Annotated in this window: 25 protein-coding genes and 1 riboswitch; of the genes, 9 read left to right on the top strand and 16 right to left on the bottom strand. The window is 56.7% G+C overall.

Features of this window, described 5'->3' with window-relative positions; all coding sequences use genetic code 11:
- Positions 1–4: 4 nt before the first annotated feature.
- The gene (locus tag ACR0MJ_RS00455) at positions 5–1708 is read right to left on the bottom strand and encodes an NAD(P)H-dependent oxidoreductase subunit E (protein ID WP_170564607.1); all 1704 of its coding nucleotides are present in this window, start codon (positions 1706–1708) and stop codon (positions 5–7) included.
- Positions 1709–1793: 85 nt separating this feature from the next.
- The gene (locus tag ACR0MJ_RS00450; protein WP_170397481.1) at positions 1794–2675 is read right to left on the bottom strand and encodes a LysR family transcriptional regulator; all 882 of its coding nucleotides are present in this window, start codon (positions 2673–2675) and stop codon (positions 1794–1796) included.
- A gap of 305 nt (positions 2676–2980) precedes the next feature.
- Here ACR0MJ_RS00450 and ACR0MJ_RS00445 point away from each other — a divergent pair, with 305 nt between their 5' ends.
- On the top strand, positions 2981–3373 hold the full coding sequence (locus tag ACR0MJ_RS00445; RefSeq protein WP_255612130.1) for a DUF4275 family protein: 393 nt from the start codon (positions 2981–2983) through the stop codon (positions 3371–3373).
- Positions 3374–3401: 28 nt separating this feature from the next.
- Here the strand turns inward: ACR0MJ_RS00445 and ychF are convergent, their stop codons facing one another.
- Positions 3402–4499: a redox-regulated ATPase YchF gene (ychF, locus tag ACR0MJ_RS00440; protein WP_170626499.1), complete on the bottom strand. Its 1098-nt coding sequence runs from the start codon at positions 4497–4499 to the stop codon at positions 3402–3404.
- Positions 4500–4701: 202 nt separating this feature from the next.
- Between ychF and ACR0MJ_RS00435 the strand changes: the two genes are divergently transcribed.
- The 7 genes from ACR0MJ_RS00435 to ACR0MJ_RS00405 all read left to right on the top strand — a co-directional run bounded on the left by ACR0MJ_RS00435 (position 4702) and on the right by ACR0MJ_RS00405 (position 10736).
- Positions 4702–5187 (top strand): acyloxyacyl hydrolase, encoded by a 486-nt coding sequence (locus ACR0MJ_RS00435; RefSeq protein ID WP_170404502.1) that lies wholly within the window; start codon positions 4702–4704, stop codon positions 5185–5187.
- A 79-nt stretch (positions 5188–5266) separates the two neighbouring features.
- Positions 5267–6058, top strand: coding sequence for a tryptophan synthase subunit alpha (gene trpA / locus ACR0MJ_RS00430; RefSeq protein WP_170511464.1), 792 nt, complete (start codon positions 5267–5269; stop codon positions 6056–6058).
- A gap of 163 nt (positions 6059–6221) precedes the next feature.
- Positions 6222–7388: an alpha-hydroxy acid oxidase gene (locus ACR0MJ_RS00425; RefSeq protein WP_170397492.1), complete on the top strand. Its 1167-nt coding sequence runs from the start codon at positions 6222–6224 to the stop codon at positions 7386–7388.
- Positions 7389–7642: 254 nt separating this feature from the next.
- Positions 7643–8296, top strand: coding sequence for a 50S ribosomal protein L25/general stress protein Ctc (locus ACR0MJ_RS00420; RefSeq protein ID WP_170397494.1), 654 nt, complete (start codon positions 7643–7645; stop codon positions 8294–8296).
- Between the two features lie 130 nt (positions 8297–8426).
- Positions 8427–9110 (top strand): aminoacyl-tRNA hydrolase, encoded by a 684-nt coding sequence (gene pth, locus ACR0MJ_RS00415; protein ID WP_170511466.1) that lies wholly within the window; start codon positions 8427–8429, stop codon positions 9108–9110.
- A 72-nt stretch (positions 9111–9182) separates the two neighbouring features.
- A complete protein-coding gene (locus ACR0MJ_RS00410; protein ID WP_480758377.1) occupies positions 9183–10346 on the top strand; it encodes a serine hydrolase domain-containing protein in 1164 nt (387 codons plus the stop codon).
- A gap of 9 nt (positions 10347–10355) precedes the next feature.
- Positions 10356–10736 carry a DUF2237 domain-containing protein gene (locus ACR0MJ_RS00405; protein ID WP_170511469.1) on the top strand — a complete coding sequence of 127 codons (381 nt, stop codon included), beginning with the start codon at positions 10356–10358 and terminating at the stop codon, positions 10734–10736.
- Here the strand turns inward: ACR0MJ_RS00405 and ACR0MJ_RS00400 are convergent.
- From ACR0MJ_RS00400 to ACR0MJ_RS00360, 9 genes are all read right to left on the bottom strand, one after another.
- Entirely contained in the window at positions 10733–11365 is a 633-nt protein-coding gene (locus ACR0MJ_RS00400) for a class I SAM-dependent methyltransferase (protein WP_170404514.1), read from the bottom strand. The genes ACR0MJ_RS00405 and ACR0MJ_RS00400 overlap by 4 nt on opposite strands.
- Before the next feature lie 51 nt (positions 11366–11416).
- Entirely contained in the window at positions 11417–12664 is a 1248-nt protein-coding gene (gene trpB / locus ACR0MJ_RS00395; RefSeq protein WP_170397508.1) for a tryptophan synthase subunit beta, read from the bottom strand.
- Positions 12665–12731: 67 nt separating this feature from the next.
- Positions 12732–13067 (bottom strand): hypothetical protein, encoded by a 336-nt coding sequence (locus tag ACR0MJ_RS00390; protein WP_170424385.1) that lies wholly within the window; start codon positions 13065–13067, stop codon positions 12732–12734.
- A 45-nt stretch (positions 13068–13112) separates the two neighbouring features.
- Positions 13113–13757: a phosphoribosylanthranilate isomerase gene (locus ACR0MJ_RS00385; RefSeq protein WP_170424387.1), complete on the bottom strand. Its 645-nt coding sequence runs from the start codon at positions 13755–13757 to the stop codon at positions 13113–13115.
- 9 nt (positions 13758–13766) lie between these two features.
- A complete protein-coding gene (locus tag ACR0MJ_RS00380) occupies positions 13767–14117 on the bottom strand; it encodes a LapA family protein (protein ID WP_170397774.1) in 351 nt (116 codons plus the stop codon).
- Positions 14118–14124: 7 nt separating this feature from the next.
- The gene (ihfB, locus tag ACR0MJ_RS00375) at positions 14125–14409 is read right to left on the bottom strand and encodes an integration host factor subunit beta (RefSeq protein ID WP_050603110.1); all 285 of its coding nucleotides are present in this window, start codon (positions 14407–14409) and stop codon (positions 14125–14127) included.
- 270 nt (positions 14410–14679) lie between these two features.
- Positions 14680–16356 (bottom strand): 30S ribosomal protein S1, encoded by a 1677-nt coding sequence (gene rpsA / locus ACR0MJ_RS00370; protein WP_039532111.1) that lies wholly within the window; start codon positions 16354–16356, stop codon positions 14680–14682.
- Between the two features lie 336 nt (positions 16357–16692).
- Positions 16693–18378 (bottom strand): tryptophan halogenase family protein, encoded by a 1686-nt coding sequence (locus ACR0MJ_RS00365; protein ID WP_170404526.1) that lies wholly within the window; start codon positions 18376–18378, stop codon positions 16693–16695.
- A 200-nt stretch (positions 18379–18578) separates the two neighbouring features.
- Positions 18579–19115 (bottom strand): hypothetical protein, encoded by a 537-nt coding sequence (locus ACR0MJ_RS00360; RefSeq protein ID WP_170397520.1) that lies wholly within the window; start codon positions 19113–19115, stop codon positions 18579–18581.
- Positions 19116–19334: 219 nt separating this feature from the next.
- Here ACR0MJ_RS00360 and ACR0MJ_RS00355 point away from each other — a divergent pair, with 219 nt between their 5' ends.
- Entirely contained in the window at positions 19335–19811 is a 477-nt protein-coding gene (locus ACR0MJ_RS00355; protein WP_170424393.1) for a YHS domain-containing (seleno)protein, read from the top strand.
- A 26-nt stretch (positions 19812–19837) separates the two neighbouring features.
- On the opposite strand, the gene cmk is transcribed toward ACR0MJ_RS00355, so the two are convergent.
- From cmk to metK, 4 genes are all read right to left on the bottom strand, one after another.
- Entirely contained in the window at positions 19838–20452 is a 615-nt protein-coding gene (gene cmk / locus ACR0MJ_RS00350) for a (d)CMP kinase (RefSeq protein ID WP_480758373.1), read from the bottom strand.
- Entirely contained in the window at positions 20449–21795 is a 1347-nt protein-coding gene (aroA, locus tag ACR0MJ_RS00345; RefSeq protein WP_480758371.1) for a 3-phosphoshikimate 1-carboxyvinyltransferase, read from the bottom strand. Before aroA ends, cmk begins: the two co-directional genes overlap by 4 nt.
- A gap of 69 nt (positions 21796–21864) precedes the next feature.
- A complete protein-coding gene (gene trmB, locus ACR0MJ_RS00340) occupies positions 21865–22575 on the bottom strand; it encodes a tRNA (guanosine(46)-N7)-methyltransferase TrmB (protein WP_170511477.1) in 711 nt (236 codons plus the stop codon).
- Positions 22576–22668: 93 nt separating this feature from the next.
- Positions 22669–23850 (bottom strand): methionine adenosyltransferase, encoded by a 1182-nt coding sequence (gene metK, locus ACR0MJ_RS00335; RefSeq protein WP_480561127.1) that lies wholly within the window; start codon positions 23848–23850, stop codon positions 22669–22671.
- A 5-nt stretch (positions 23851–23855) separates the two neighbouring features.
- Positions 23856–23904, bottom strand: a riboswitch (SAM-SAH riboswitch).
- Positions 23905–23918: the final 14 nt, after the last annotated feature.

Here is a 23918-nt window from a genome sequence, read left to right as displayed (position 1 = left end):
TCCCTCAGATTTCGTCAGCGAAATGTTTCATGACCAGGCGGATCGGGTTCGGGGCCGCCTGCCCCAGACCGCAGATCGAGGCATCGCCCATGACCTGACACAGGTCTTCCAGCAGGTCCTGATCCCATTTGTCGGCTTGCATCAGCTTGACCGCCTTTTCGCAGCCTGCACGGCAGGGCGTGCACTGGCCGCAGCTTTCGTCTTCGAAGAAGCGCAGCATGTTCAGTGCCGCATCGCGGGCGGTGTCCTGATCGGACAGAACCACAACCGCAGCGGACCCGATGAAGGTGCCATGTGGTTGCAACGTGTCGAAATCCAGCGGGATGTCATCCATCGATGCAGGCAACAGACCCGAGGATGGACCACCCGGCTGATAAGCCTTGAAGGTCTGGCCCCCGGCCATGCCTCCGGCAGCCTCGATCACGTCCAGAATGGTCGAGCCAGCGGGCAGAAGGTAAACGCCCGGCTTTGCGACACGACCCGAGACCGAATAGCTACGCAAACCCTTTCGACCGTTCTTTTCAGTGCTGTTAAGGCATTCAGGCCCTTCACGGCAAACTTTGGTCACCCAATAGAGCGTCTCGACATTGTGCACCAAGGTCGGACGGTTAAAGACCCCAACCTGCGCCACGAATGGAGGACGGTGACGCGGCAGGCCTTTTTTGCCTTCGATCGACTCGATCATCGCGGATTCTTCGCCGCAGATGTAAGCGCCAGCACCACGGCGCAGGTCGATATAGCCTTCTTCGACGATCCCGGCTTGTTCGAGCGCGGTAATCTCACGACGCAGGATTTCCAGAACTGCCGGGTATTCGTCGCGCATATAGATAAAGCAGGTCTCTGCCTCGACGGCCCAAGCGGCGATCAGCATCCCTTCGAGGAAGACATGCGGCGTGCGCTCAAGATAGTAGCGGTCCTTGAATGTCCCGGGCTCGCCCTCATCGCCGTTGACAGCCAGATAACGCGGGCCTTCATTCATGCGAACAAAGCCCCATTTCTTGCCCGACGGGAAGCCAGCGCCGCCCAGACCACGCAGGCCCGAGGACAGGACGTCTTCCTGCACCTTCTCCCAATCGTCGCCCTCGCGCAGCTCTTTCAGTTTGGCGTAGCCGCCATTGGCTTCATAAACCGCAAAGGCTTCGTAATCGGGCAGATGGGCGTGGGTGTCATTCGCCGCAATCGCGGCCTGCACCTTTTCGGGGGTCGCGTGGTCGATGTGGTTGTGACCGATCTCCAGCACTGGAGCGGTGTCGCAGCGTCCCATGCAGGGCGCACGGACAACGCGGACCTGCGAGGCATCCAAACCGTCTTCCAGCGCTTTTTGCAGCTGCTGGGCACCGGCCATTTCGCAGGACAGCGAATCGCACACACGGATCGTCAACGCCGGAGGAGGCGTTTCACCCTCTTTCACTACATCGAAATGGGCATAGAAGGTTGCGGTTTCGTAAATCTCAGCCTGCCCGATCCGCATCTCAACCGCCAGAGCGGCGATGTGGTCGGCGCTGATATGGCCGTGTGCGTCCTGAATCAAATGCAGAAATTCAATCAGCAGGTCGCGACGTCGCGGGCGGTCACCCAACAGTCGTGCAATTTCCGCTTGTGCCTCGTCCGAGAATTGACGGCCTTTGGGTGTGTGCCGCCCCTTGCCTTTACCTGACTTCCAGACGCCCTTTGGCGCGCCTGATGGCTTGGTGTCTAATGGTGCCATGATGCCCTCCGATTGAGGCCCCGTGTCTCATCAGACTAGCATATCGTCAAATCGCATATTTCAATCGCACGATAACGACAGTTTATCACCGCAAAGACGCCGTCACTGTGCGCAAGGCCGCGACCGTAGGCAATTCCGGGTCACGAGTGAGTGTGGCCAGACAAATCGGCTTGCTCACCACGGGTTCGATCAGGGACAGCACCCTTGTGTCCTTCAGGTCGCCCAGCGCCCGCACCAGCACGCGTGGAATCACGGTGGCCGCTAGCCCCTCGCGTGCCATGACCATCGAGGCTGTGAATCCGCTTGTCTCGGCTACAATATCCGGGTGCAAGCCCTGTTCGGCGAATATCCGATCCAAAATCCGCCGGTTCTGCATCTGTGGTTCCAGCAGGCTCAGGGGAAACTCGGCCACGCGGGCCCATGGGATCGGGCCTGTCTCATCGGTCATATGCGAGGGGACCAATAGGACATAAGTTTCTTCGTACAAGCGCTGCACTTGCCGTAGATCGGTACCGATACTGTCGCCATAAGTGATGCCAGCATCCAGACTTCCTTCGTCCAACCGGTGCTGAATGGCCGTTGCAGACATTGTTTCAATCCGGGTCACGATACGTGGATGCGCATCGCGCAACCGCTTCGTCAGACGCCCGGTGAAGGCAATCGCTGTAGGGATCACACCCAAAATAAGCGTGCCGGTGATCTCACCCTTTGCAGCGAGCACCTGTTGTTCCAAAGCCTTGGTGTCGTCGAGAATGCGCCGCGCGCGCTGGACAATCATCTCGCCCTCTTCGGTTAGCCCCTGAAATCGGTTTGCGCGGCGAACGATGGAGACACCCAGCCGATCCTCCAGGTTTCGGATTCGCATCGAGAACGCAGGCTGTGAAATCCCGCATTCCTCAGCTGCCTTAGCGAAATGACGATGCCGCGCCAATGCGCTGAGCAATTGCAGGTCGCGGATTTCGATCATCTAGAGCTGTCTCAAGTATCAGGTCAAAATCCAAACTAACCACATTTCTGCACGAGAGAAATGTGTGAGATGCGAGCATCGTCAATTTGTTGGCTGCCACAGGATCGACGCTTCAGATACATGCAATACTCGGGTGGTTGAGCCTGCCGAACTGCTGTTCCAGCCCAAATGAAACTAACAGGATCGCATCTTGCCACCTGAGCGGTTTTGACACTTCGCCATAACGCGCGATATGCCGGTTTAACAACAACATAGAACCGAATTATTCCATGAACCTTACGAGAAACCAAATTGAGGACTTCTTGGTGCGTGAATGCGTCGATTTTGATCCTCTCAATTCCAAAGAAGGTGGTGAGGTTGTTCAATGCTGGCATCAGACATTCGCCGGGAACGTAAAGAAATCAACCGGTTCCTGGATTCACAATCGCTTTCGCTGGCATGGTTTCAGTTACGGGTTTCAAATCGCGCGGGCGGGCGATGACGCTTTAAATGCCTATAAGAACCAGTGGCCTGCCGCGTATGTTATCTTTGATGAAGATATCAAATGGTCGTATCGCTGCGTCTCAGAAACATATCCAGATTTCACATCTTTTGGCGCGGATATCTACGTAGCCCACCACAACATGAAGTGGACAATGGCATTCACACACGAGCAACCCGATATCGGCCCGTTCTTCGCAGAAAATCCGAGGTTATAAGCTGAGCAGTGGCTGCTTTGGTGGCTTCTCAGGTGTTGAACAAAAAGTGCATCACATCGCCATCCTTGACGATGTAGCCTTTCCCTTCGGCCCGCATCTTACCCGCCTCTTTGGCACCTTGTTCGCCATTGGCAGCGATGTAGTCGTCATAGGCGATAGTCTCGGCACGGATGAAACCCTTCTCAAAGTCTCCGTGGATGACACCTGCGGCCTGTGGTGCGGCGGTGCCGGTGCGGATGGTCCAGGCCCGGGCCTCTTTCGGGCCGACGGTGAAATAAGTTTCCAGCTTAAGCAAGTCGTAGCCCGCGCGGATCAGACGGTCGAGGCCGGGCTCTTCCAGACCCATTTCCTCTAAGAACATCTGTGCCTCGTCGTCTTCCAGAAGGCTGATCTCTTCCTCGATCTTGGCACTGATAATGACATGAGCATTACCTTGCGCGGCAGCCATCTCAGCGACTTTGGCAGAGTACTCGTTGCCTTCGGCGGCCTCTTCTTCGGACACGTTGCAGACATAAAGCACCGGCTTGGTGGTCAGAAGTTGCAGCATTTTCCATGCCTTGGCGTCTTCATCAGACACTTCAACCAGACGCGCTGGCTTGCCGTTTCCCAGCATCTCCTGCGCCTCGGCCAGCAGGCGGTCCTGCTGTTGCGCTTCTTTGTCATTGCCCTTCAGCTTGCGCACCAGATTGGCGCGACGCTTTTCGATGCTTTCCAGATCGGCCAGCATCAGCTCGGTCTCAATCGTATCGGCATCGGCCACCGGATCAACGCGGCCATCCACATGGGTCACGTCACCATCTTCGAAACAACGCAGCACATGGGCAATCGCGTCAGTCTCGCGAATGTTTGCCAGAAACTGGTTGCCGAGCCCCTCGCCTTTCGAAGCGCCCTTCACCAGACCAGCGATATCCACAAAGGTCATGCGGGTTGGAATGATCTGTTTCGAGGACGCAATCGCCGCCAGTTTATCCAGCCGGTCATCAGGAACGGCGACATCCCCCACATTGGGTTCGATGGTGCAGAACGGGAAATTCGCCGCCTGAGCTGCCGCAGTTTTGGTCAGTGCGTTGAAGAGAGTCGACTTGCCAACATTCGGCAAACCCACGATTCCCATTTTAAAGCCCATGACGGCCTCCTGATACCATTCGAGCGCCGCTTCTAGGCAGGTCCGGTGCAATGCGCAAGGCAAAGCGCCTGAACACAGCCGCGAGTCTATTCTGCCACATCACAAAATCGACATCGATTTGTGTTCTTGCGTCCATTGAAAACATGCACCTACATTCCTCAATAAAACCAATACCAACGAACGACGGACATAGTAGGTAAAAATGAAATCCCTTGTTATTCTGGCTTTTGCGCTGACAGCCGCTACTGCAGCACAGGCCCAATCCATCATTTTCGGAGCAGGCTACGCAGATTATTCCAGCGCTGAGAGCGAAGATCAGGCAATTGTTTCGCTGGAATACCAGCATCGCTCTTTCTACGAAGCGACCCGTTTCAGCGCCACCTGGGGTGCGTCCCTGTCTGTTGATACCGACGGTGACACGCATGTTGGCGCGGGCCTGATCGGGCTTTACACTTTTGCGGACCGTTGGTTCATCGAGGGCAGTGTCATGCCGGGATACTATAGTGAATCCAACGAACTGAATGATCTGGGCGGCAGTTTTCAGATACGCAGCTTACTGGGCCTTGGCTATACGCTGGAAAGCGGCAACAAACTGTCTGCCGCTATCACTCATATATCCAACGCCAGCACGCAGGAAGACAACCCAGGTGTAAACGCACTTTTGCTGAGATACCATTACGCCTTCTGATCGGAAGCCCCCCAAGCGGGATTGATTTTCAGCGAAAGTTTCTGCACATCAGGTCCAAACCCGAGTGCAAGGATTTCCGATGACCCGTATCGACGCCAAATTCGCCGCCCTGAAGGAACAGGGCAAAAAGGCATTTGTAGCTTATGTCATGGCCGGGGATCCCGACTACGACACATCGCTGGAGGTCGTGAAGGGTTTGCCCGGCGCAGGTGTCGACGTCATCGAGTTGGGCCTGCCCTTTACCGATCCGATGGCCGATGGCCCGACCATTCAGGCTGCTGGCCAACGGGCGTTGGATGGTGGAATGACATTGCAACGCACTCTGGATTTGGCCCGCGCCTTTCGTGAATCCGATGACACCACACCGATCGTGCTGATGGGATATTACAATCCGATCTACAGCCGAGGTGTCGAGAAATTCCTGGCAGATGCAAAATCAGCGGGGATCGACGGGCTGATTGTCGTCGACCTGCCCCCCGAAGAGGACGAAGAGCTTTGTCTGCCCGCGCAAGCTGCCGGGCTGAACTTCATCCGCTTGGCGACGCCGACGACCGATGACCAACGCCTGCCTCGCGTACTGCAAAACACATCCGGCTTTGTGTATTATGTATCGATTACCGGCATAACCGGTGCTGCCGAAGCGCAGGCAACCGATGTTGGGCCCGAGGTCGCTCGGATCAAAGCTGCAACTGATTTGCCCGTGATCGTCGGTTTCGGGATCAATACGCCAGAGAAGTCTCGCAACATCGCGAGTGTATCCGATGGCGCGGTAGTTGGATCTGCCATTGTCAGCCAGATCGGTTCCGGAAAACCGGTGACCGAGGTTCTGGATTTTGTCAAAACACTGTCAGATGGCGCACACTCCGCCTAACAATTTCTTTCCATTTTCAGATGGTTCTTCACCGCAGCAGGCGCGCCGCCTACTGCGGTGTTTTTTGTTTTGACCACGCGGCAACCAACCGCAGCAAGCGGGCATTGCAGTGTTTCAAAATAATTGGTAAAGAAACTTAACCAATCCTGCGAGAGCCTGATCAATGCCAGTCATTACCAATATCGAAGACCTCAAACGGATCTATGAGCGTCGCGTTCCCCGCATGTTTTTTGACTATGCAGAAAGCGGCAGCTGGACCGAACAAACCTTCCGCGAGAACACGTCGGATTTCGAAGATATCCGCCTGCGCCAACGGGTCGCCGTAGACATGACAGGGCGCTCGACCGCATCGCAGATGATCGGGCAAGATGTATCCATGCCCGTTGCATTGGCTCCGGTAGGTCTGACAGGAATGCAACACGCGGATGGCGAGATCAAAGCGGCCAAAGCCGCCGAAGCCTTTGGTGTACCCTTCACACTGTCGACCATGTCGATCAATTCGATCGAAGATGTTGCTGAAAACACTTCGGCCCCTTTCTGGTTTCAGCTCTACACTATGAAAGATCAGGACTATGTCGGGCGACTTATCCAGCGCGCGAAGGATGCGAAATGCTCGGCCCTTGTTATTACGCTTGATCTGCAAATCCTTGGCCAACGACACAAGGACCTGAAGAATGGCCTATCTGCGCCGCCAAAGCTGACCCCCAAGACCATCGCCAACCTGATGACGAAATGGGCCTGGGGCATCGAGATGCTAGGTGCCAAGCGCCGAGAATTCGGGAATATCGTCGGTCATGTCGATAGCATCACAGATACACGCTCGCTCGGCACATGGACCGCCGAGCAATTCGATCCCAGCCTCGACTGGGGCAAAGTCGAGAAGCTGATGGAACAATGGGGCGGCAAGGTGATCCTTAAGGGCATACTCGATGCCGAGGATGCCAAAATGGCTGCCAAGCTGGGCGCAGATGCAATTGTTGTCTCAAACCATGGTGGACGGCAGCTGGATGGTGCGCTCAGCTCGATCCGGGTTCTGCCCGAGATCATGGATGCCGTCGGCAGTGATGTCGAAGTGCATCTGGATAGCGGCATCCGTTCAGGGCAAGACGTGCTGAAAGCTCTGGCGCTTGGGGCCAAAGGCACCTTTATTGGTCGCGCCTTTGTCTATGGGCTGGGTGCAATGGGTCAGAAAGGCGTGACAACGGCATTGGAAGTGATCCAGAAAGAGCTCGATACAACGATGGCACTTTGCGGTGAACGTAACGTAGCCGATCTTGGACGCCACAATCTTCTGGTCCCCGAAGACTTTGGCGGTCGCTGGCAGGCTTGATCCTACGCCTCCCACGTAGATGGAGACGCCGCATGGTCGCCCATTGAGTGTCTCGTTCAAGGTACTTGCAGCCAGATGAAGCAGAGGATCCGTCCTTCATCTGGCCGTAAATACCTCGGAGCGCGAGGCAGAGCCTCGCAAAATTCCTCGGACTACAAAAAGCCCTTTCCAAACCAACTGAATCAAGCTAAGGACGCGGCTTCACGCGGGCATACAGCCTTGGAGGATGCCCGCCCTAACATTGGAGAATTATCATGGCTGGAGAGATTCCTGATCTCGTAGCTCTGGAACGGACGGGGACAGGCAAGGGCGCCGCTCGTCAAGCACGCCGCGATGGCATGGTTCCGGGCATTGTTTTTGGTGGCGACAAAGAGCCGCTGCCGATCCAGATCCCGTTCAACGTACTGTTCAAGCGCCTGAAAGCAGGCCGGTTCAAGTCGACCCTGTGGAACCTGAAAGTCGAAGGTCACGAAGACGTGCGCGTCATCTGCCGCGATGTCCAGCGTGACGTTGTCAAAGACCTGCCGACCCACCTGGACCTGATGCGCCTGCGTCGGACCACCAAGATCGCGCTGTTCATCCCCGTTGAATTCATCAACGAAGAAGAAGCCCCCGGTATCAAAAAAGGTGGCGTTCTGACCGTTGTCCGCCCCGAGGTTGAACTGCTCTGCACAGCCGGTGACATTCCTGAGAAGATCACTGTTGATCTTACTGGCATGGAAATCAACGACGTTGTCACCATCTCTTCGGTTGTGCTGCCCGAAGGCACCAAGCCCACCATCGATCGTGACTTCGTGATCGCCAACGTCTCGGCACCCACCGGTCTGTCGACCAGCGACGACGAAGAGGGTGATGAGGAAGAAGTGGCTGCAGATGAAGTTGAAGTCATCGGCCAGGAAGAAGAATAAATCCGGATCAAATCCAGATTTGAAACGGGGCGCCTTCTGGGGCCCCGTTTTCTTTTGCGTGTACGGGGCTGGAAAACATCCCCTGATCCATGCAATGAGATAACGACGCGAGACTGTAAGGGACAAAGCGATGAAACTGTTTGTCGGTTTGGGAAATCCGGGATCAAAATACGCTCGCAACCGGCACAATATCGGCTTCATGGCGTTAGAGCGAATTGCCCAAGATCACGGGTTTGGTCCATGGAAGTCCAAGTTCCAGGCGGAAATTGCCGAAGGACGTCTAGGCGGCCAGAAAGTGCTGCTAGTCAAGCCGCAAACCTTCATGAACCGCTCTGGCCAGTCAGTGGGAGAGGCAATGCGCTTCTACAAGCTCGACTCGACGGACGTGACCGTCTTCCATGATGAGCTGGACTTGGCACCCGGTAAAGTGCGCGTTAAGGCAGGCGGTGGCCACGCAGGCCATAACGGGTTGCGGTCGATCCACGACCATATCAGCCCGGCCTATGATCGCGTGCGGCTGGGTATCGGTCATCCGGGCCGCAAAGAAATGGTCTCGCCTTATGTTCTAAGCGACTTTGCAAAGGCGGATGCGGACTGGCTGGATGACGTGCTGCGCGGCGTCTCGGACGGTGCCACTTATCTTGCCGATGACGAAAGCGGGAAATTCATGAATGCCGTTGCACTGCGCACTGCTCCACCCAGATCATCGAAGCAGCCCACTAAACCTGAAACGCCCCCCAAAGCTGCCGCCGAAGCCGTTTCAGCGCCCGATGAGCGTTCGGCCATGCAAAAGCTGCTGGATAAATTCAGATAATCATTCCGCAACGTTGCGCTTGCGCAAAGCCTCAGGCCAAAGTCCAATGTCAGAGGCAAAGGGAGGTGACGAATGAAAACAGCGCTCAGATGGCTGCTGCGTATCCTGTTGACCTTGGCATTGGCAGCGGCGGTTGTCGGATTTTGGAAACGCGAGGAAATCCAGCGCCTGATGGCGGTGAATTCGCTGTTTTCAGAAGAAAAGATCGTCCACAACTTTTCGAATATGGACGAAGCCTTTCTGACGGTCACTCTGCCGCGTGGCAATGGCCCGACCTGGGAGCTGCCGTATGGGCTTGGCTTCGATCTTCCCGATGGAACAGACCAGTGGATCGAAGATCGCTCGGTAACATCCCTGTTGGTGATGCAGGACGGAGAAATTCGTTTCGAAGAATACTATCTGGGCACCGGGCCGGATGATCGCAGGATCTCCTGGTCAATTGCTAAAAGCTATTTGTCTGCCGTGTTCGGTATTTTGCTGGATGAAGGCGCGATCAATTCGCTCGACGATCCGGTTGTACAATACGCACCCGACCTCAAGGGCAGCGCCTATGAGACCGCCACGATCCGCAACGTGTTGAACATGGCCAGCGGCGTGACCTTTGACGAGGATTATCTGGACTATAATTCCGACATCAATCGCATGGGCCGCGTCGTGGCGCTGGGAGGTGAACTGGACGACTTCGCGGCTTCGTTGAAGGACAGTTTCGTCGCGCCGGGTGAAACGTGGCAATATGTGTCGATCGATACTCATGTGATCGGAATGGTCATCCGGGGGGCAACAGGACGCAGCGTTGCAGCGTTACTGACCGAGAAAGTGATCACACCGCTGGGATTGGAGCGAGAAGGCTACTACATCACCGATGGAGCAGGCGTTGCATTTGTTCTGGGTGGTCTCAACTTCACAACGCGCGATTTTGCCCGGTTCGGGCAGTTGATTTTGCAGGATGGCGAACGCGATGGACGGCAGATTGTACCCGCGGATTGGATCGACGCCGCTACTTGGCCAAGCGCACCGACCGAACCGGGCAAGATAGGGTATGGCTATCAATGGTGGATCCCGATCGGTGCCCATGAAGGTGAATTCATGGCGCGGGGCGTGTATGGGCAGTACATTTACTTCGACCAGCCACGTGGTGTTCTGATTGTCACGACGGGCGCAGACCGGAAGTTCCGCGATCCCGGTGTCGGTGAGCAAAACATAGAAATGTTCCGCAAAATTGCGCGAAGCCTGTAAGATACCATCATGCAGAAGCAAGACAGCATCAATGTTCTGGGCGGCGTGCTCGCGCCTTGCTCGCGCACACCGTTAACCGGTTTCTTTCGCGATGGCGCCTGCAACACCTGCCCCGAGGATCAGGGAAGCCATACGGTTTGCGCCGTGATGACGGCCGAATTTCTGGCCTATTCAAAATATGTCGGAAACGACCTTAGCACGCCCCGGCCCGAATTCGATTTTCCCGGGCTCAAACCCGGTGATCGCTGGTGCTTGTGTGCGGGGCGCTTTTTGCAAGCCCATGACGAGGGATGCGCGCCCAAGGTGCACCTTGAAGCCACGCACCAGAGGGCGCTGGATATCGTACCTCTCCATATTCTAAAAATGCAGCGCGCTGAAGACGAGCACTAGATGGCGATCGCCCGATATCCGCGAGACGTGCGCGACGGCGGCCCGGTTGGAAAGCCATGCTCGGCCTGCAGATCCCAGCCCGAACGCGCGAGCATCTCCGCCACAATATCCGGTCGATAGGTTCGGTGCCGCCATTGGAACCAGATGATCGCATTACACCAATGTGGCTTGCTGACTACCAACCAAAGCGTTGCACCCGGTTCAGCCAGATCGCGCATGCGGCGCAAAGCATCTATCGGATCAACGCAATGCTCCAGAACATGCGCAGCCAACAGGCAGTCAAAACGGGATGCCGGATGGAACTCTTCCAAGCGCGATTGGACAGTCTCGGCGTTTCCACCGCGCCGTTGCAACGCTGACCCTGCCAGTTGCAGCATTCGGGCCGAAGGTTCCAAAAGCGTCACATGCCCTTCGCGCCGGATCACGGCGCGTGCTTCGGCAAAGGCTCCCGTACCGCACCCGATATCCAGTGCGTTACGGCCCAATTCGACCTGCGGGTCCGAGGACAGAAAACCCAGATAGGCATCGAAATACCCCAGCAGACGCATCTTGTCTGCCCAGCTCGGGGCGGCCTGATCGTATTTCTGGTCAAGTCGGTCGGGTCCGGCCTTTGAGGAAACACTGCACATGCAATGCAAACTGGCACAGTTCCTCAAAGGCGCAAAGCCTGTTAGGCCTAATCAGTCCGCTGCGCGACCTTCGGTATCCGACATATCAAAGTTCAGGTACCGTGCGACGGTCTGCACATCTTTATCCCCCCGGCCACACATATTCATGCAGATCAGGTGGTCCTTGGGCAATTCCGGCGCGATTTTCATAACATGCGCCAGCGCATGGCAGGGCTCCAGCGCAGGGATGATACCTTCGGTGGCGCAGCACAACTGGAACGCTTCAAGCGCTTCTTTATCCGTGATCGAGACATAGTTGGCGCGACCGATGTCGTGCAGCCAGGAATGCTCGGGGCCAATGCCCGGATAGTCCAGACCGGCCGAGATCGAATAGCCTTCGAGAATCTGCCCATCATCATCCTGCAGCAGATAAGTGCGGTTGCCGTGCAGCACGCCCGGACGACCTCCGGTCAATGAGGCGCAATGCTCCATCTTCTCGTTAACCCCCTTGCCGCCCGCTTCAACACCGATGATATTCACATCCTTGTCGTCGAGGAACGGGTAGAACAGGCCCATCGCATTCGAACCACCTCCGATGGCGGCGATGATGGTGTCGGGCAAACGGCCCTCGGCCTTTTGCATCTGTTCCTTGGCTTCCTTGCCGATGATCGACTGGAAGTCGCGTACCATCGCCGGGTAAGGATGCGGGCCAGCAACGGTGCCGATGCAGTAAAAGGTATCGCGCACATTGGTCACCCAGTCGCGCAGAGCGTCGTTCATCGCATCTTTCAGCGTACCCCTGCCGGATGTTACCGGGATCACTTCGGCTCCCAACAGGCGCATACGGAACACGTTCGGGGCCTGGCGCTGAACGTCATGGGCACCCATGTAGACAATGCACTTCAGGCCGAATTTGGCGCAGACGGTGGCTGTGGCCACGCCGTGCTGCCCTGCCCCGGTCTCGGCGATGATCCGGGTCTTTCCCATGCGCCGCGCCAGAATGATCTGGCCCAGCACATTGTTGATCTTATGCGCGCCGGTGTGGTTCAGTTCGTCACGCTTCAAGTAAATCTTTGCGCCGCCCAGATGTTCGGTCAGGCGTTCCGCGTAGTAGAGCGGCGAAGGGCGACCCACGTAGTTTGCCCACAGATCGTCCATCTCGGCCCAAAATGTGGGGTCATCCTTGGCTTTGTCATATTCCTCTTCCAGTGACAGGATCAGCGGCATCAGCGTTTCGCTGACAAAGCGCCCGCCGAAGATGCCAAAGCGGCCTTGTTCATCGGGGCCGGACATGAAGGAATTAAAAAGATCGTTGGCCATGGAAGTCTCCCTCGTCGTACCCGATGTTCATAGGAGGTGATGGAGTGATTTGCCATCGCAAAACGTATCATTCCGCCGCCTGAGCGCGCTGTTCCCACACCTGAAGTGCCTGAACTCGACTTGGAACAGCAATGCAGGGAAATTGACAGAACACATTGATATCGGCCAGACGGGTCGACGCGCGTACTACACGGCGATGAGGGCCGGAATATGCGAATGTCAGCATAGCTTCGACATCATGCCAGACTGTGTATGAAAAATAACAGCCTTGACGCACAAATACCTCGGCATGCAGGCACAGCGCGTCACCGCGTGCCTGCCGCAAGGATTGATGAGCGCGCCAGAAGAACTCGGGCCCGTGATACCATCGTTTAAGTGAAACTCCGCCGATCACTGCCAGCATGCTCTCCCCCATTTTGAGGAGATACGCAGGTTCGTGCAGATCAGATCAACTTGCCGCGTCGATAAAGGCGCGGATCAGCCCGGCATCCTTGACACCCGGAGAGCTTTCGACGCCGGATGAGACATCCACCTGCTGTGCGCCGGTCATTCGCACCGCTTCTGCGACATTGTCAGGGGTCAGACCTCCGGCCAGCATCCATGGCCTACGCCAGTATTTACGACCTGCCAGCAGGCGCCAATCAAAAGACAAACCGTTACCACCAGGCAGCTCCGCGTTTCGCGGTGGCTTTGCGTCGATCAACAGCTGATCCGCCACATCTGAATAGAGATCGATGGCCGCGAGGTCTTCGGCCTCGGCCACACCAATGGCCTTCATTACTGGCAGGCCGAAGTGGTCTCGCACTTGCTGCACACGCTCAGGACTTTCTTTGCCATGCAGTTGCAACATATCCAGAGGCACGATCGAAAGAATGTGGTCCAGATCCTCGTCCGTCGCATTCACTGTCAGCGCCACCTTGGCGACGCCCGCGGGCACCTCCTGTGCCAATGTCGCAGCTGTCTGGGGCTCAACATGCCGCGGGGATTTGGGGAAAAACACAAAACCAACATAACCCGCGCCCGCATCCACAGCAGCGCGCACGTGGTCAGGGGCGGTCAGGCCGCAGATTTTAACTCGGATATCAGCGGGCATCGTAGGGCCTCAGCTTGCCTCATCCAGAATGGCCAGCACATCATCCTGACCTTCATTCTGCTTTTTCTTGAGCTTCTTAACTTCACGCTCAAGCTTGCGCACTTCGCCTTGCTTCACGGTCACATCCTTGCGGTGTTTATGCTCGCGCAGCCATTCCCACAGGAAGCCGATGACCAGGCCGGCAACAACCCCACCCAGCACGACCAGAAACAGCGGCAAGGAGGTTGACAGGTTGAACCCCAGCAACTCGGACAAAGCATCCGGCATAAGCTTAAGTTCAACAATTTGGCGATTGGCCAGCGAAACCGAGACCAGAACGATCCCCAATGCAGCCAGAAAAGCATAACGAATGTAGCGCATCATGAGGCTAGGCTTTACCGTTCAAACGGTCCCTTAGCAACTTGCCAGTTTTGAAAAATGGAACACATTTTTCTTCAACCTGCACAGTCTCACCAGTGCGAGGATTGCGGCCTACACGTGCGTCACGCTTTTTCACCGAAAACGCGCCGAAACCGCGCAGCTCTACGCGGTCGCCGCGTGCCATGGCGTCGGTCACTTCTTCAAAAACGGTATTCACGATCCGCTCGACGTCGCGTTGATAGAGATGCGGGTTTTCGTCGGCAATTTTCTGAATCAATTCTGAACGGATCATACGCAATACCCTCCCAGGCGGACGATGTGACAAGCCTATTGTTCTGACAGTATAGGAAAAAACCCGGATCGGGGGAACGGATACTCTGCCAGCAAAGGCGGCATTTTGCGACAATCTCACGCGAATTTTTGCCCGTTGGCCTGATTTCCACACTTCATGCGCGAACGATAGGCAAATTAAGCCGACTATTTGGAAGATATTGATTCGCAACAAAAACGGCCCCGCACCATGGTGCGAGGCCGAATTTCATGTTTGGGATACGCCCCGGAATTAGTCGCCCGACTTCAGTGCTGCACCCAGGATATCGCCCAGCGACGCGCCCGAGTCGGAAGAACCGTACTGTTCCACGGCCTCTTTCTCTTCGGCGATCTCGCGTGCCTTGATCGACAGGCCCAAACGACGGGTCTTGCTGTCGACGTTGGTGACGCGGACGTCGACCTTGTCGCCGACCGAGAAACGCTCGGGGCGCTGCTCAGCACGGTCACGCGATAGGTCCGAACGACGGATGAACGACTTCATGCCTTCGTACTCGACCTCGATGCCGCCATCTTCGATCGCGGTCACTTCGACGGTGATGACCGAACCACGCTTCACGCCGCCCACGGCTTCAGCGAACTTGTCACCGCCCAGGGCTTTGATCGACAGCGAGATACGCTCTTTCTCAACGTCAACTTCCGAGACGACGGCCGAAACCATGTCGCCTTTGCGGTAGTTCTGGATCGCATCTTCGCCACGCTCGTCCCAGGACAGGTCGGAAAGGTGAACCATGCCGTCGATGTCGCCTTCGAGGCCAATGAACAGACCGAATTCGGTGATGTTCTTGACTTCGCCTTCGACCTCGGTGCCCTCGGGGTGCGTTTCTGCAAACACTTCCCATGGGTTGCGCTGGGTCTGCTTCAGGCCCAGAGACACGCGACGCTTGGCGCCGTCGATTTCCAGAACCATGACGTCGACTTCCTGGCTGGTCGAAACGATCTTGCCGGGGTGGACGTTTTTCTTGGTCCAGGACATCTCGGACACGTGAACCAGACCTTCGACACCGGCTTCCAGCTCGACGAACGCGCCGTAGTCGGTGATGTTGGTGACGCGACCCTGATGGACCGAGCCCAGCGGGTATTTCGCAGCAACCAGATCCCACGGATCTTCCTGCAGCTGCTTCATGCCCAGGCTGATGCGGTGGGTCTCTTTGTTGATCTTGATGACCTGAACCTTGATGGTTTCGCCGATCGTCAGGATCTCGGACGGGTGGTTCACACGGCGCCATGCCATGTCGGTGACGTGCAGCAGGCCGTCAACGCCGCCCAGATCAACGAATGCACCGTATTCGGTGATGTTCTTGACGACACCCTCGACGGTCTGACCTTCGGACAGGTTGCCGATGACTTCGGCACGCTGTTCGGCACGCGATTCTTCCAGGATAGCGCGACGCGAAACAACGATGTTGCCACGGCGGCGGTCCATTTTCAGAATCTGGAACGGCTGCTTCAGACCCATCAGCGGGCCAGCGTCGCGCACGGGGCGAACGTCAACCTGCGAGCCGGGCAGGAACGCAACTGCGCCACCCAGATCGACGGTGAAGCCACCTTTGACGCGACCAAAGATTGCACCTTCGACGCGCTGGTCGTCGGCATATGCTTTTTCCAGACGGTCCCATGCCTCTTCACGGCGGGCCATCTCGCGCGAGATGACGGCTTCGCCACGGGCGTTTTCTGCAGCGCGCAGGTACACTTCGACCTCGTCGCCTACAGCGATTTCAGGGGCTTCGCCGGGATTTGCGAATTCTTTCAGATCAACGCGGCCTTCCATTTTGTAGCCTACGTCGATGATGGCTTGGCCGGCTTCGATCGCCAGAACCTTGCCTTTGACAACAGAACCCTCTTCGGGCGTGTCCATTTCGAAGCTTTCATTCAGGAGGGCTTCGAATTCCTCCATGGATGCGTTAGCCATGTGGCGTTGTTTTCCTTTACATAACGTTTTTGCTGGCCGAGCGGTTGTCTCCGCCGGTCTTGTTTCATGATGCCTGAATGCGTGATCCAGAACGCGCCCGAGCTAACAAACACAAAGGGCCGAGGTAACCCGGCCCTGCTCAGATACGTCATCCGGACGTTAACCGCCCTTGTTCAGACAGCGCGCGTATAGGCGGATTCCGTGTCATGTGCAAGAGCAAAGCCCTTAAACACTGGCCAATCCCACAAAATCCGAACATCGGGTCCGGGCATCGAAGCAAACGCGATCCGATCCCCGGCCTTCTATGTCAGTTCTGCCTAATGATACCATGCGGCGCTAGAACAGTTGCAGATCCTTCTTGCCGCTTTGAATCTCAGCGAGGTTTGGCATGTTCTCGATCACCACGGGTGCCGGTTTCGCGCCCGGCATTGCGACAGTCGGCTGCCCCATTGCGGCCTTGCCAAAGGCAGGCTTCTCCAACTCGCCCCGGATATCTCGCAGCAGGGTTTTGTGATCCGGCATGGTCTTGAGGATCTGCGCAAGGTCCATTTTTGCCCCCTTCCACCACTGGAACCAAATCGGTTTCTTCAGCGGTCGCAGACGATCACGGATACCTTCGCCATAGCCCGTATCATACACCTGTTTGCCCAGAAGAACCGTCTGATAGACGCGGAAATTGAACAGCGTCGCAAACTCGATATCGTGTTCCATCGGCAGACGATGCTGCCACAGCTCAAGGTTCTCGGCCAACCGATCCGGAATCTTCATCTCGGTGCGGGCGTCGATCCAATATTGATCATCGGTGCGGTTACCCAACCGGTAGTGCAGGCAGATAAAATCCAGTACCTCGTCATAAAGCTTGTTCATCTGCCGGTTATATCGGTTGCGCAGCGCGGGCTCGATATCGCGGGTCGGCAGATGCTCGGCAAACCAGCGGATCGCGTGATCGATCATGTGGATCGCGGTACTTTCAAGCGGTTCGATAAATCCACCAGACAAACCGATCGCCAAGCAGTTCTTAACCCAGGCATTGCGTACACGACCAACACGCATGGGGATCACGCGCGGTGTCAGCCCCTTGCCGCTGTCGCCCAACCACTCAAGATATTCGTCCGCCGCCTGATCATCCGTGCGATGCGCCGATGAATACACATACCCCGTACCGACACGGTTGTAGAGTGGCACACGCCACGTCCAACCTGCACCAAGCGCGGTCGAGCGTGTAACGCTTTCGATCTTTTCGGGGTTAGGGTGCTCGATCTGCAAGGCCATGGCGCGGTCGTTGGGCAGATAGTCCGAATAGTCCATGAACGGCTCGCCCAGCGCTTGATTGATGATTAGCCCCCGGAAGCCGGTGCAATCTATGACCATCTCAATGTCATGGCGTCCCTTGCGCTCTAACATCAGGTGACTGACATTGCCCTGCTCGTCCAATTCGACCGATTGCACTTCGTCTTGAATATGCTCTACGCCGCGCTTGGCGCAGACCTTTGTTAGCATGCCCGCAAACTTCACGGCATCCAGATGATAAGCATAGCCAAACCGCTGCTCGAATTCAGGTGCACCCAAAGGACGCGCACCCTTGCACAACCGGGCCAGATCATCATGCGGTGAGATTGACTGCGTGAAATCCCGATCCCCGTTACCAAAACGCAGAAAATACTCGGCAGCCTCCAATCCCTCCAGCAATTGACCATGGGCAAACGGGTTTACGTAGTCGATCCGATTGCCCTTGGCGTCGTTGTTCCAATTGCAGAACTTAACTCCCAACTTGAACGATGCGTTGGTTTCGCGGAAGAAATCCCGCTCTGATATGCCCGCCTGACGGAGCGTGACCGGCATACGCGGCACCGTCGCTTCACCGACACCCACAGTCGAGATGTTGGGGCTTTCGATCAAGCAAATGCGTGGGCGATCCTTGGGTGCTGACGTGCGGGAGAACACCATGTCCAGGATGAGCGCAGTCATCCAACCTGCCGTACCACCACCCACGATGGTGATCTTACGCAAACGATTATTCATATTTTTTTGTCCCTGTTGGCTTGGGAATTATTAGCTGCTTCCCCCTTTTTTGAGTGTTGGGGATTTCGTAGCAGCTTTCCCTTATTTAGCTGTGGAAGGACTATAACAGCTTTCCAGCATCCAGCTAGAGCCTATGACGCCAAGGACCGCAGGCACATTCATCGTCAGATTTCTGGCTGCGCACCTGTTTTAGCGGAGTGTTAGATTTCCTCACCCTTTTTAAGTAGTTCTTCGATCAACTCACGCTGCAGATCATGGCTGTCGCCCCCTCCGAATTCCGCCGCGCCACCGGTGTACAATGTGCCATAGGTGTTGGCGATATTCACAGTCTGGGCCAGCCCCGAGATCAACTGATCCCTTTGCAACAGCGAAAGCGGGTGAATGAACGCAGCCCATAAGGTGCCATTTGCGATCGCATAACGCGCATCCAGCGTGCTGTCGAAATTTGCCTGCATCATCCGTTGCAAATCGGCTGGCGACAAATCCGCAGCACTGCCGATCGCGACCATCGCCCGCATGCGGTCAGCATTGGTATCGGTGACAACCAGCACCGTCACATCAGATATCGTCAACTCAAACCCCGGCCCGATCGGTTGCGCCTCGGGATCTAGCGCAAAGATGATTTTTCCCAAACGCTCGTAAGTCATCGGAGGTTCGGCCTCGGGCACCGGCGCGTCTGATTGCTGCGCAGCTACGCTACCTGCAAGGAAGAACAAAAACAGGGCTAGTCTGATCATGGGCCACTCCTACGGTTGTCCAACAAGCTTAGGCGGCCATCGGACAGGTGGCCAAACAAAGCTATGTGAACAGTTTTTGCAAAACGCCCTGATCTATGAACGATCTGCAAAGTATCATGACCTATCTGCGATTACCCGTCCGAAGAACCTTTTCTAACTTAGTTACATCGGCTTGGGGCGGACCCGAGCCTTGAACCAAAAAGGGAAAGGACCTCTACTATGAAATCGCTCGCACTTACTGCATTAGCCGCAACTCTGGCCCTGGCAGCTCCGGCTTTTGCCGCAGACGAAATCAACGTCTCCAAAGGCCTGTCGGCGGCTGGTGCACCCCTGGCAGCCCATGGCGTCGATCTGGTCGCGCTTGTCAACAATGGCAATCCGGTCGAAGGCTTCGCCAATCATTCGGCGACTTATGACGGCGCATCCTATTACTTCACCAGCGCGGAAAACCTTGAAGCGTTCGAGGCCAATCCGGCGGCTTACTTGCCCCAGCACGGTGGCTATTGTTCGTTCGGGGTGTCTGTTGGCAAAAAGTTCGACGGCGACCCGGATCAGTACCTGATCGCAGACGGCAAGCTGTATCTGTTCCTGAATGCTGATACCCGCGCTGCTTTCCTGAAAGACGTCACCGGCACCGCTAAAACCGCAGATGACCAGTGGACCAACATCAAGAGCATCGCAGTTGGTGAATTGTAGTTAACGGACACCTGTCCGCATCCACTTCAGGCTGCGGGCAGGTTCTGTTCAATTGTTTCGAGCGCCCGTGCCAGCGCGGCCTCAATGCTCAGGTTTGACGTATCAAGCTGCACGGCGTCATCTGCAGGTTTCATCGGTGCGGTGCTGCGATCCGCGTCACGTGCGTCACGCTCTTTGACATCCGCGAGCACCTGTTCGCGTGACACGTCCGAACCTTTGGCCGAAAGCTCAAGATATCGCCGTTCCGCCCGGACTTCGGGGCTGGCGGTGACAAACAGTTTGACCTCAGCTTTTGGGCAAATCACGGTTCCAATATCGCGCCCGTCCAGCACGGCGCCTCCGGCGCGACGGGCAAACCCCCGCTGAAAATCAACGAGTGCACTTCGAACTTCAGGAATGACCGCAACTTTCGAGGCCGCTTGTGCGATCTCAGCCGTACGCAGATCACCCTGCTGCAATTCTTCTGCTGTCAGGGACCCTGCCGCTGCAACCGGTTCGTCACCTTGCAGCATACGACGCCCCACCGCGCGATAGAGAAGACCGGTATCCAGATGCGCAAACCCGAAATGCGCAGCAACGCCCTTGGAAATCGTCCCCTTGCCCGCCGCCGCAGGGCCGTCGATAGCTACGGTGAATCTCATGTACGCTCGACCTTGGCACCGAGCGCGGCCATCAAAGGCTCAAAAATCGGGAACGACGTTGCGATCGGTCCGCCGTCATCCACCGAAACCGCCTTTTTAGCCCCCATCCCCATGACCATGAACGACATGGCAATGCGGTGGTCCAAGAAGCTTTCGCAGGTCCCACCACCGGGCACACCGCCGATGCCGAGACCGTCGACTGACCACCATTCGTCACCCTCGTTCACGGTCACACCGTTGGCGCGCAGGCCACGGGCCATTGCGTCGATCCGGTCACTTTCCTTGACGCGCAGTTCTTTCACGCCGCCCATCATTGTTGTGCCCGTCGCATTTGCGGCCACAACAGACAGCACCGGGTATTCATCGATCATCGACGCCGCGCGCGCGGGCGGGACGTTGATCCCCTCCATGTTGGGCGAGTATTTTGCACGCAGATCGGCAACCGGTTCACCCCCCTCTTCGCGCTCGTTTTCGTAGGTCAGATCGGCACCCATTTCGCGCAGCGTGGTGAACAGGCCTGCGCGGGTCGGGTTCAGGCCGATACCGGGGACCAACACGTCCGAGCCCGGTGTGATCAGTGCGGCACAGACGGGGAAGGCCGCACTGGACGGGTCGCGCGGCACGGCGATGACTTGTGGCTTCAGCTCGGGCCGACCGGTCAGCGTGATAACGCGCCCTTCATCCGTGTCCTCGACCGTGATTTCGGCACCAAAGCCCGCAAGCATCCGTTCGGAATGATCGCGGGTCGCTTCCTTCTCGATCACGATGGTCTTGCCGGGAGCGTTCAGCCCTGCCAGCAGAACGGCGGATTTCACCTGCGCCGAAGGCACAGGCACCTCATAGCGCACCGGGGTGGGGTCCGCAGCTCCGACAATGGTCATCGGCAGACGTCCACCGTCTCGGCCGACAGATTGCGTTCCGAACAGCGCCAGCGGATCGGTGACCCGCGCCATCGGACGTTTGTTCAGGCTCGCATCTCCGGTGAAGGTCGCTGTGATCGGAGAAGTCGCCATCGCCCCCATGATCAGGCGCACGCCAGTGCCCGAATTGCCACAATCGATTACCTGATCTGGTTCGGAAAAACCACCAACGCCTACGCCATGCACCGACCATTCGCCACCGCCATGATCCGTTACTTCGGCTCCAAAGGCACGCATGGCCTTAGCGGTGTCCAATACGTCCTCGCCTTCCAGCAGGCCCGATATCTTGGTTTCTCCCACAGCCATTGCCCCCAGGATCAGGGACCGGTGCGAGATCGACTTGTCCCCGGGCACCTCTGCGGTGCCTGTCAGCGGGCCGCAAGGCTGCGACGTCATCGGGATGGGCGTGCCGTGTCCGGACATGGGGGCTCCTGTTTTCGCTATCAGTCCTCAGGCCGATTAGCGAATTGGGGCCGGTTGGTCCAGCGACAATCAGTCTTTGCGGCGGAAGGTCAGGTAATGGGGTGTACGGCCTTCGCGCAGCGCCTTCTGTTCGTAGCGCGTGGAAATCCAGTCATCCCACGGCTCACGCCAGTCGGCGGGGCGCTCGGCCAGCCATTCGAAGCCCGCCCGCGGCACCTCTTCCAGCGTTTGGCGCACATAGTCAGGGATGTCTGTGGCAACGCGAAAGATCGACCCTGGCTTTAACGCGCGCGCCAAGGGCTCCAGGTGTTCAGGTGTGACAAACCGACGGCGGTGATGCCGTGTTTTGGGCCATGGATCGGGATAGAGCAGAAAAGCGCGCGATATGCTGGCTTCTGGCAAAACGTCGAACAAGTCTCGCGCGTCCCCGGGATGTACGGCAAGGTTTTCAACACCGGCCTGACGGATTTTACCCAACAGCATCGCAACACCATTGATATAGGGTTCGGCTCCGATGATGCCGATATCCGGGTTTTGCTGAGCCTGATGCACCAGATGCTCACCGCCGCCAAAGCCGACCTCAAGCCAAACAGGCTTGCCTCTGAATAGACCGTCGAGATCAAGCGGATCGCGTTCAGGATTACCGTCCCAATCCACCGCACCGGGGGACAAGGCAGCAAGATCTTCCGACAGATAAGTCTTTTGACTGGGCTTCAGGGTTTTGCCCTTAAAGCGGCCATAAAAATTTCTGCGCGGGCGTTGTGGGGTCTTTGTACTCATGGCGCAGCCCTTACTGCGGGGCTGAAATTGTTGCAAGTGGTCGCCGACTTGCAAAAAACGCGCCGAAACCGGCGCGTTTTTCTAATTTTTTGATCAGACCGCCTGTTTCAGCGCGTCCACTAGATCGGTGCGCTCCCAGCTGAATCCGCCGTCCGCATCGGGTTCACGACCAAAGTGGCCATAAGCAGCGGTCCTCTGATAAATCGGCTTGTTGAGTTGCAGATGTTGGCGAATTCCGCGCGGAGTCAGGTCCATCACCTGCCCAACTGCTTTTTCGATCACTGCATCGGCAATCTGGCCAGTTCCATGCGTGTCGGCATAGATCGATAGGGGCTTTGACACCCCAATCGCATAACTCAACTGAATGGTGCAGCGCTCTGCCATCCCTGCAGCAACGACATTCTTGGCCAGATAACGCGCTGCATAAGCCGCCGAGCGGTCCACCTTGGTTGGATCTTTGCCCGAGAATGCGCCACCACCGTGAGGTGCTGCACCGCCATAAGTGTCGACGATGATCTTGCGACCGGTCAGACCCGCATCACCATCCGGACCGCCGATGACGAACTTGCCGGTGGGATTCACGTGCCATTCGGTTTCGGCGGTCAGCCAGCCGTCAGGGAGGGTTTCACGGATATAGGGCTCGACAATGGCGCGAATATCACCCGAGGTCAGCGCCTCATCCATGTGCTGCGTCGACAGCACGATTGAGCTGACACCGACTGGCGTGCCGTCGCGATAGATAACAGACAACTGTGATTTTGCATCCGGGCCAAGGGCGGGTTCACTGCCATTTTTGCGAACTTCAGCGAGACGGCGAAGGATAGCATGCGAGTATTGGATCGGTGCAGGCATAAGCGCTGGCGTCTCGGTCGTGGCATAGCCGAACATGATGCCCTGATCGCCTGCACCTTCGTCTTTGTTATCGGCAGCATCCACGCCTTGCGCGATATGAGCCGACTGCTCGTGCAACAGGTTCGTCACTTCGACGGTTTCGTGGTGAAACTTGTCCTGCTCGTAGCCGATATCTTTGATACATGCCCGCGCGATATCGTCGATATGCGCCATATAATCATGCAGCTTGTCCTGATCCGACAGACCCACTTCGCCGCCAATAACCACACGATCGGTAGTGGCAAATGTTTCACAGGCCACGCGGGCCTCGGGTTCTTCGCGCAGGAATGCGTCTAGTACTGCATCGGAAATACGATCGCAGACCTTATCCGGGTGCCCTTCGGAAACGGATTCCGAAGTAAAAATATAATTCTGTCGGGACATGAATGTGCTCCATTAAGTTTACCCCACCACGTCAGGAAGCCGTTGTGACAGGCGTGCGACCGAATACG

This window comes from Ruegeria sp. C6 (assembly GCF_056537625.1).
Note: the sequence above shows the minus strand (reverse complement) of the source record. Positions and strands in the feature narration are given on the sequence as shown.

Coding starts and splice junctions, on each gene's coding strand:
- ACR0MJ_RS00455 (WP_170564607.1), bottom strand. CDS start 1,708: ATGGCACCATTAGACACCAAGCCATCAGGCGCGCCAAAGGGCGTCTGG.
- ACR0MJ_RS00450 (WP_170397481.1), bottom strand. CDS start 2,675: ATGATCGAAATCCGCGACCTGCAATTGCTCAGCGCATTGGCGCGGCAT.
- ychF (WP_170626499.1), bottom strand. CDS start 4,499: ATGGGCTTTAAAATGGGAATCGTGGGTTTGCCGAATGTTGGCAAGTCG.
- ACR0MJ_RS00435 (WP_170404502.1), top strand. CDS start 4,702: ATGAAATCCCTTGTTATTCTGGCTTTTGCGCTGACAGCCGCTACTGCA.
- trpA (WP_170511464.1), top strand. CDS start 5,267: ATGACCCGTATCGACGCCAAATTCGCCGCCCTGAAGGAACAGGGCAAA.
- ACR0MJ_RS00425 (WP_170397492.1), top strand. CDS start 6,222: ATGCCAGTCATTACCAATATCGAAGACCTCAAACGGATCTATGAGCGT.
- ACR0MJ_RS00420 (WP_170397494.1), top strand. CDS start 7,643: ATGGCTGGAGAGATTCCTGATCTCGTAGCTCTGGAACGGACGGGGACA.
- pth (WP_170511466.1), top strand. CDS start 8,427: ATGAAACTGTTTGTCGGTTTGGGAAATCCGGGATCAAAATACGCTCGC.
- ACR0MJ_RS00410 (WP_480758377.1), top strand. CDS start 9,183: ATGAAAACAGCGCTCAGATGGCTGCTGCGTATCCTGTTGACCTTGGCA.
- ACR0MJ_RS00405 (WP_170511469.1), top strand. CDS start 10,356: ATGCAGAAGCAAGACAGCATCAATGTTCTGGGCGGCGTGCTCGCGCCT.
- ACR0MJ_RS00400 (WP_170404514.1), bottom strand. CDS start 11,365: ATGTGCAGTGTTTCCTCAAAGGCCGGACCCGACCGACTTGACCAGAAA.
- trpB (WP_170397508.1), bottom strand. CDS start 12,664: ATGGCCAACGATCTTTTTAATTCCTTCATGTCCGGCCCCGATGAACAA.
- ACR0MJ_RS00390 (WP_170424385.1), bottom strand. CDS start 13,067: ATGCTGGCAGTGATCGGCGGAGTTTCACTTAAACGATGGTATCACGGG.
- ACR0MJ_RS00385 (WP_170424387.1), bottom strand. CDS start 13,757: ATGCCCGCTGATATCCGAGTTAAAATCTGCGGCCTGACCGCCCCTGAC.
- ACR0MJ_RS00380 (WP_170397774.1), bottom strand. CDS start 14,117: ATGCGCTACATTCGTTATGCTTTTCTGGCTGCATTGGGGATCGTTCTG.
- ihfB (WP_050603110.1), bottom strand. CDS start 14,409: ATGATCCGTTCAGAATTGATTCAGAAAATTGCCGACGAAAACCCGCAT.
- rpsA (WP_039532111.1), bottom strand. CDS start 16,356: ATGGCTAACGCATCCATGGAGGAATTCGAAGCCCTCCTGAATGAAAGC.
- ACR0MJ_RS00365 (WP_170404526.1), bottom strand. CDS start 18,378: ATGAATAATCGTTTGCGTAAGATCACCATCGTGGGTGGTGGTACGGCA.
- ACR0MJ_RS00360 (WP_170397520.1), bottom strand. CDS start 19,115: ATGATCAGACTAGCCCTGTTTTTGTTCTTCCTTGCAGGTAGCGTAGCT.
- ACR0MJ_RS00355 (WP_170424393.1), top strand. CDS start 19,335: ATGAAATCGCTCGCACTTACTGCATTAGCCGCAACTCTGGCCCTGGCA.
- cmk (WP_480758373.1), bottom strand. CDS start 20,452: ATGAGATTCACCGTAGCTATCGACGGCCCTGCGGCGGCGGGCAAGGGG.
- aroA (WP_480758371.1), bottom strand. CDS start 21,795: ATGTCCGGACACGGCACGCCCATCCCGATGACGTCGCAGCCTTGCGGC.
- trmB (WP_170511477.1), bottom strand. CDS start 22,575: ATGAGTACAAAGACCCCACAACGCCCGCGCAGAAATTTTTATGGCCGC.
- metK (WP_480561127.1), bottom strand. CDS start 23,850: ATGTCCCGACAGAATTATATTTTTACTTCGGAATCCGTTTCCGAAGGG.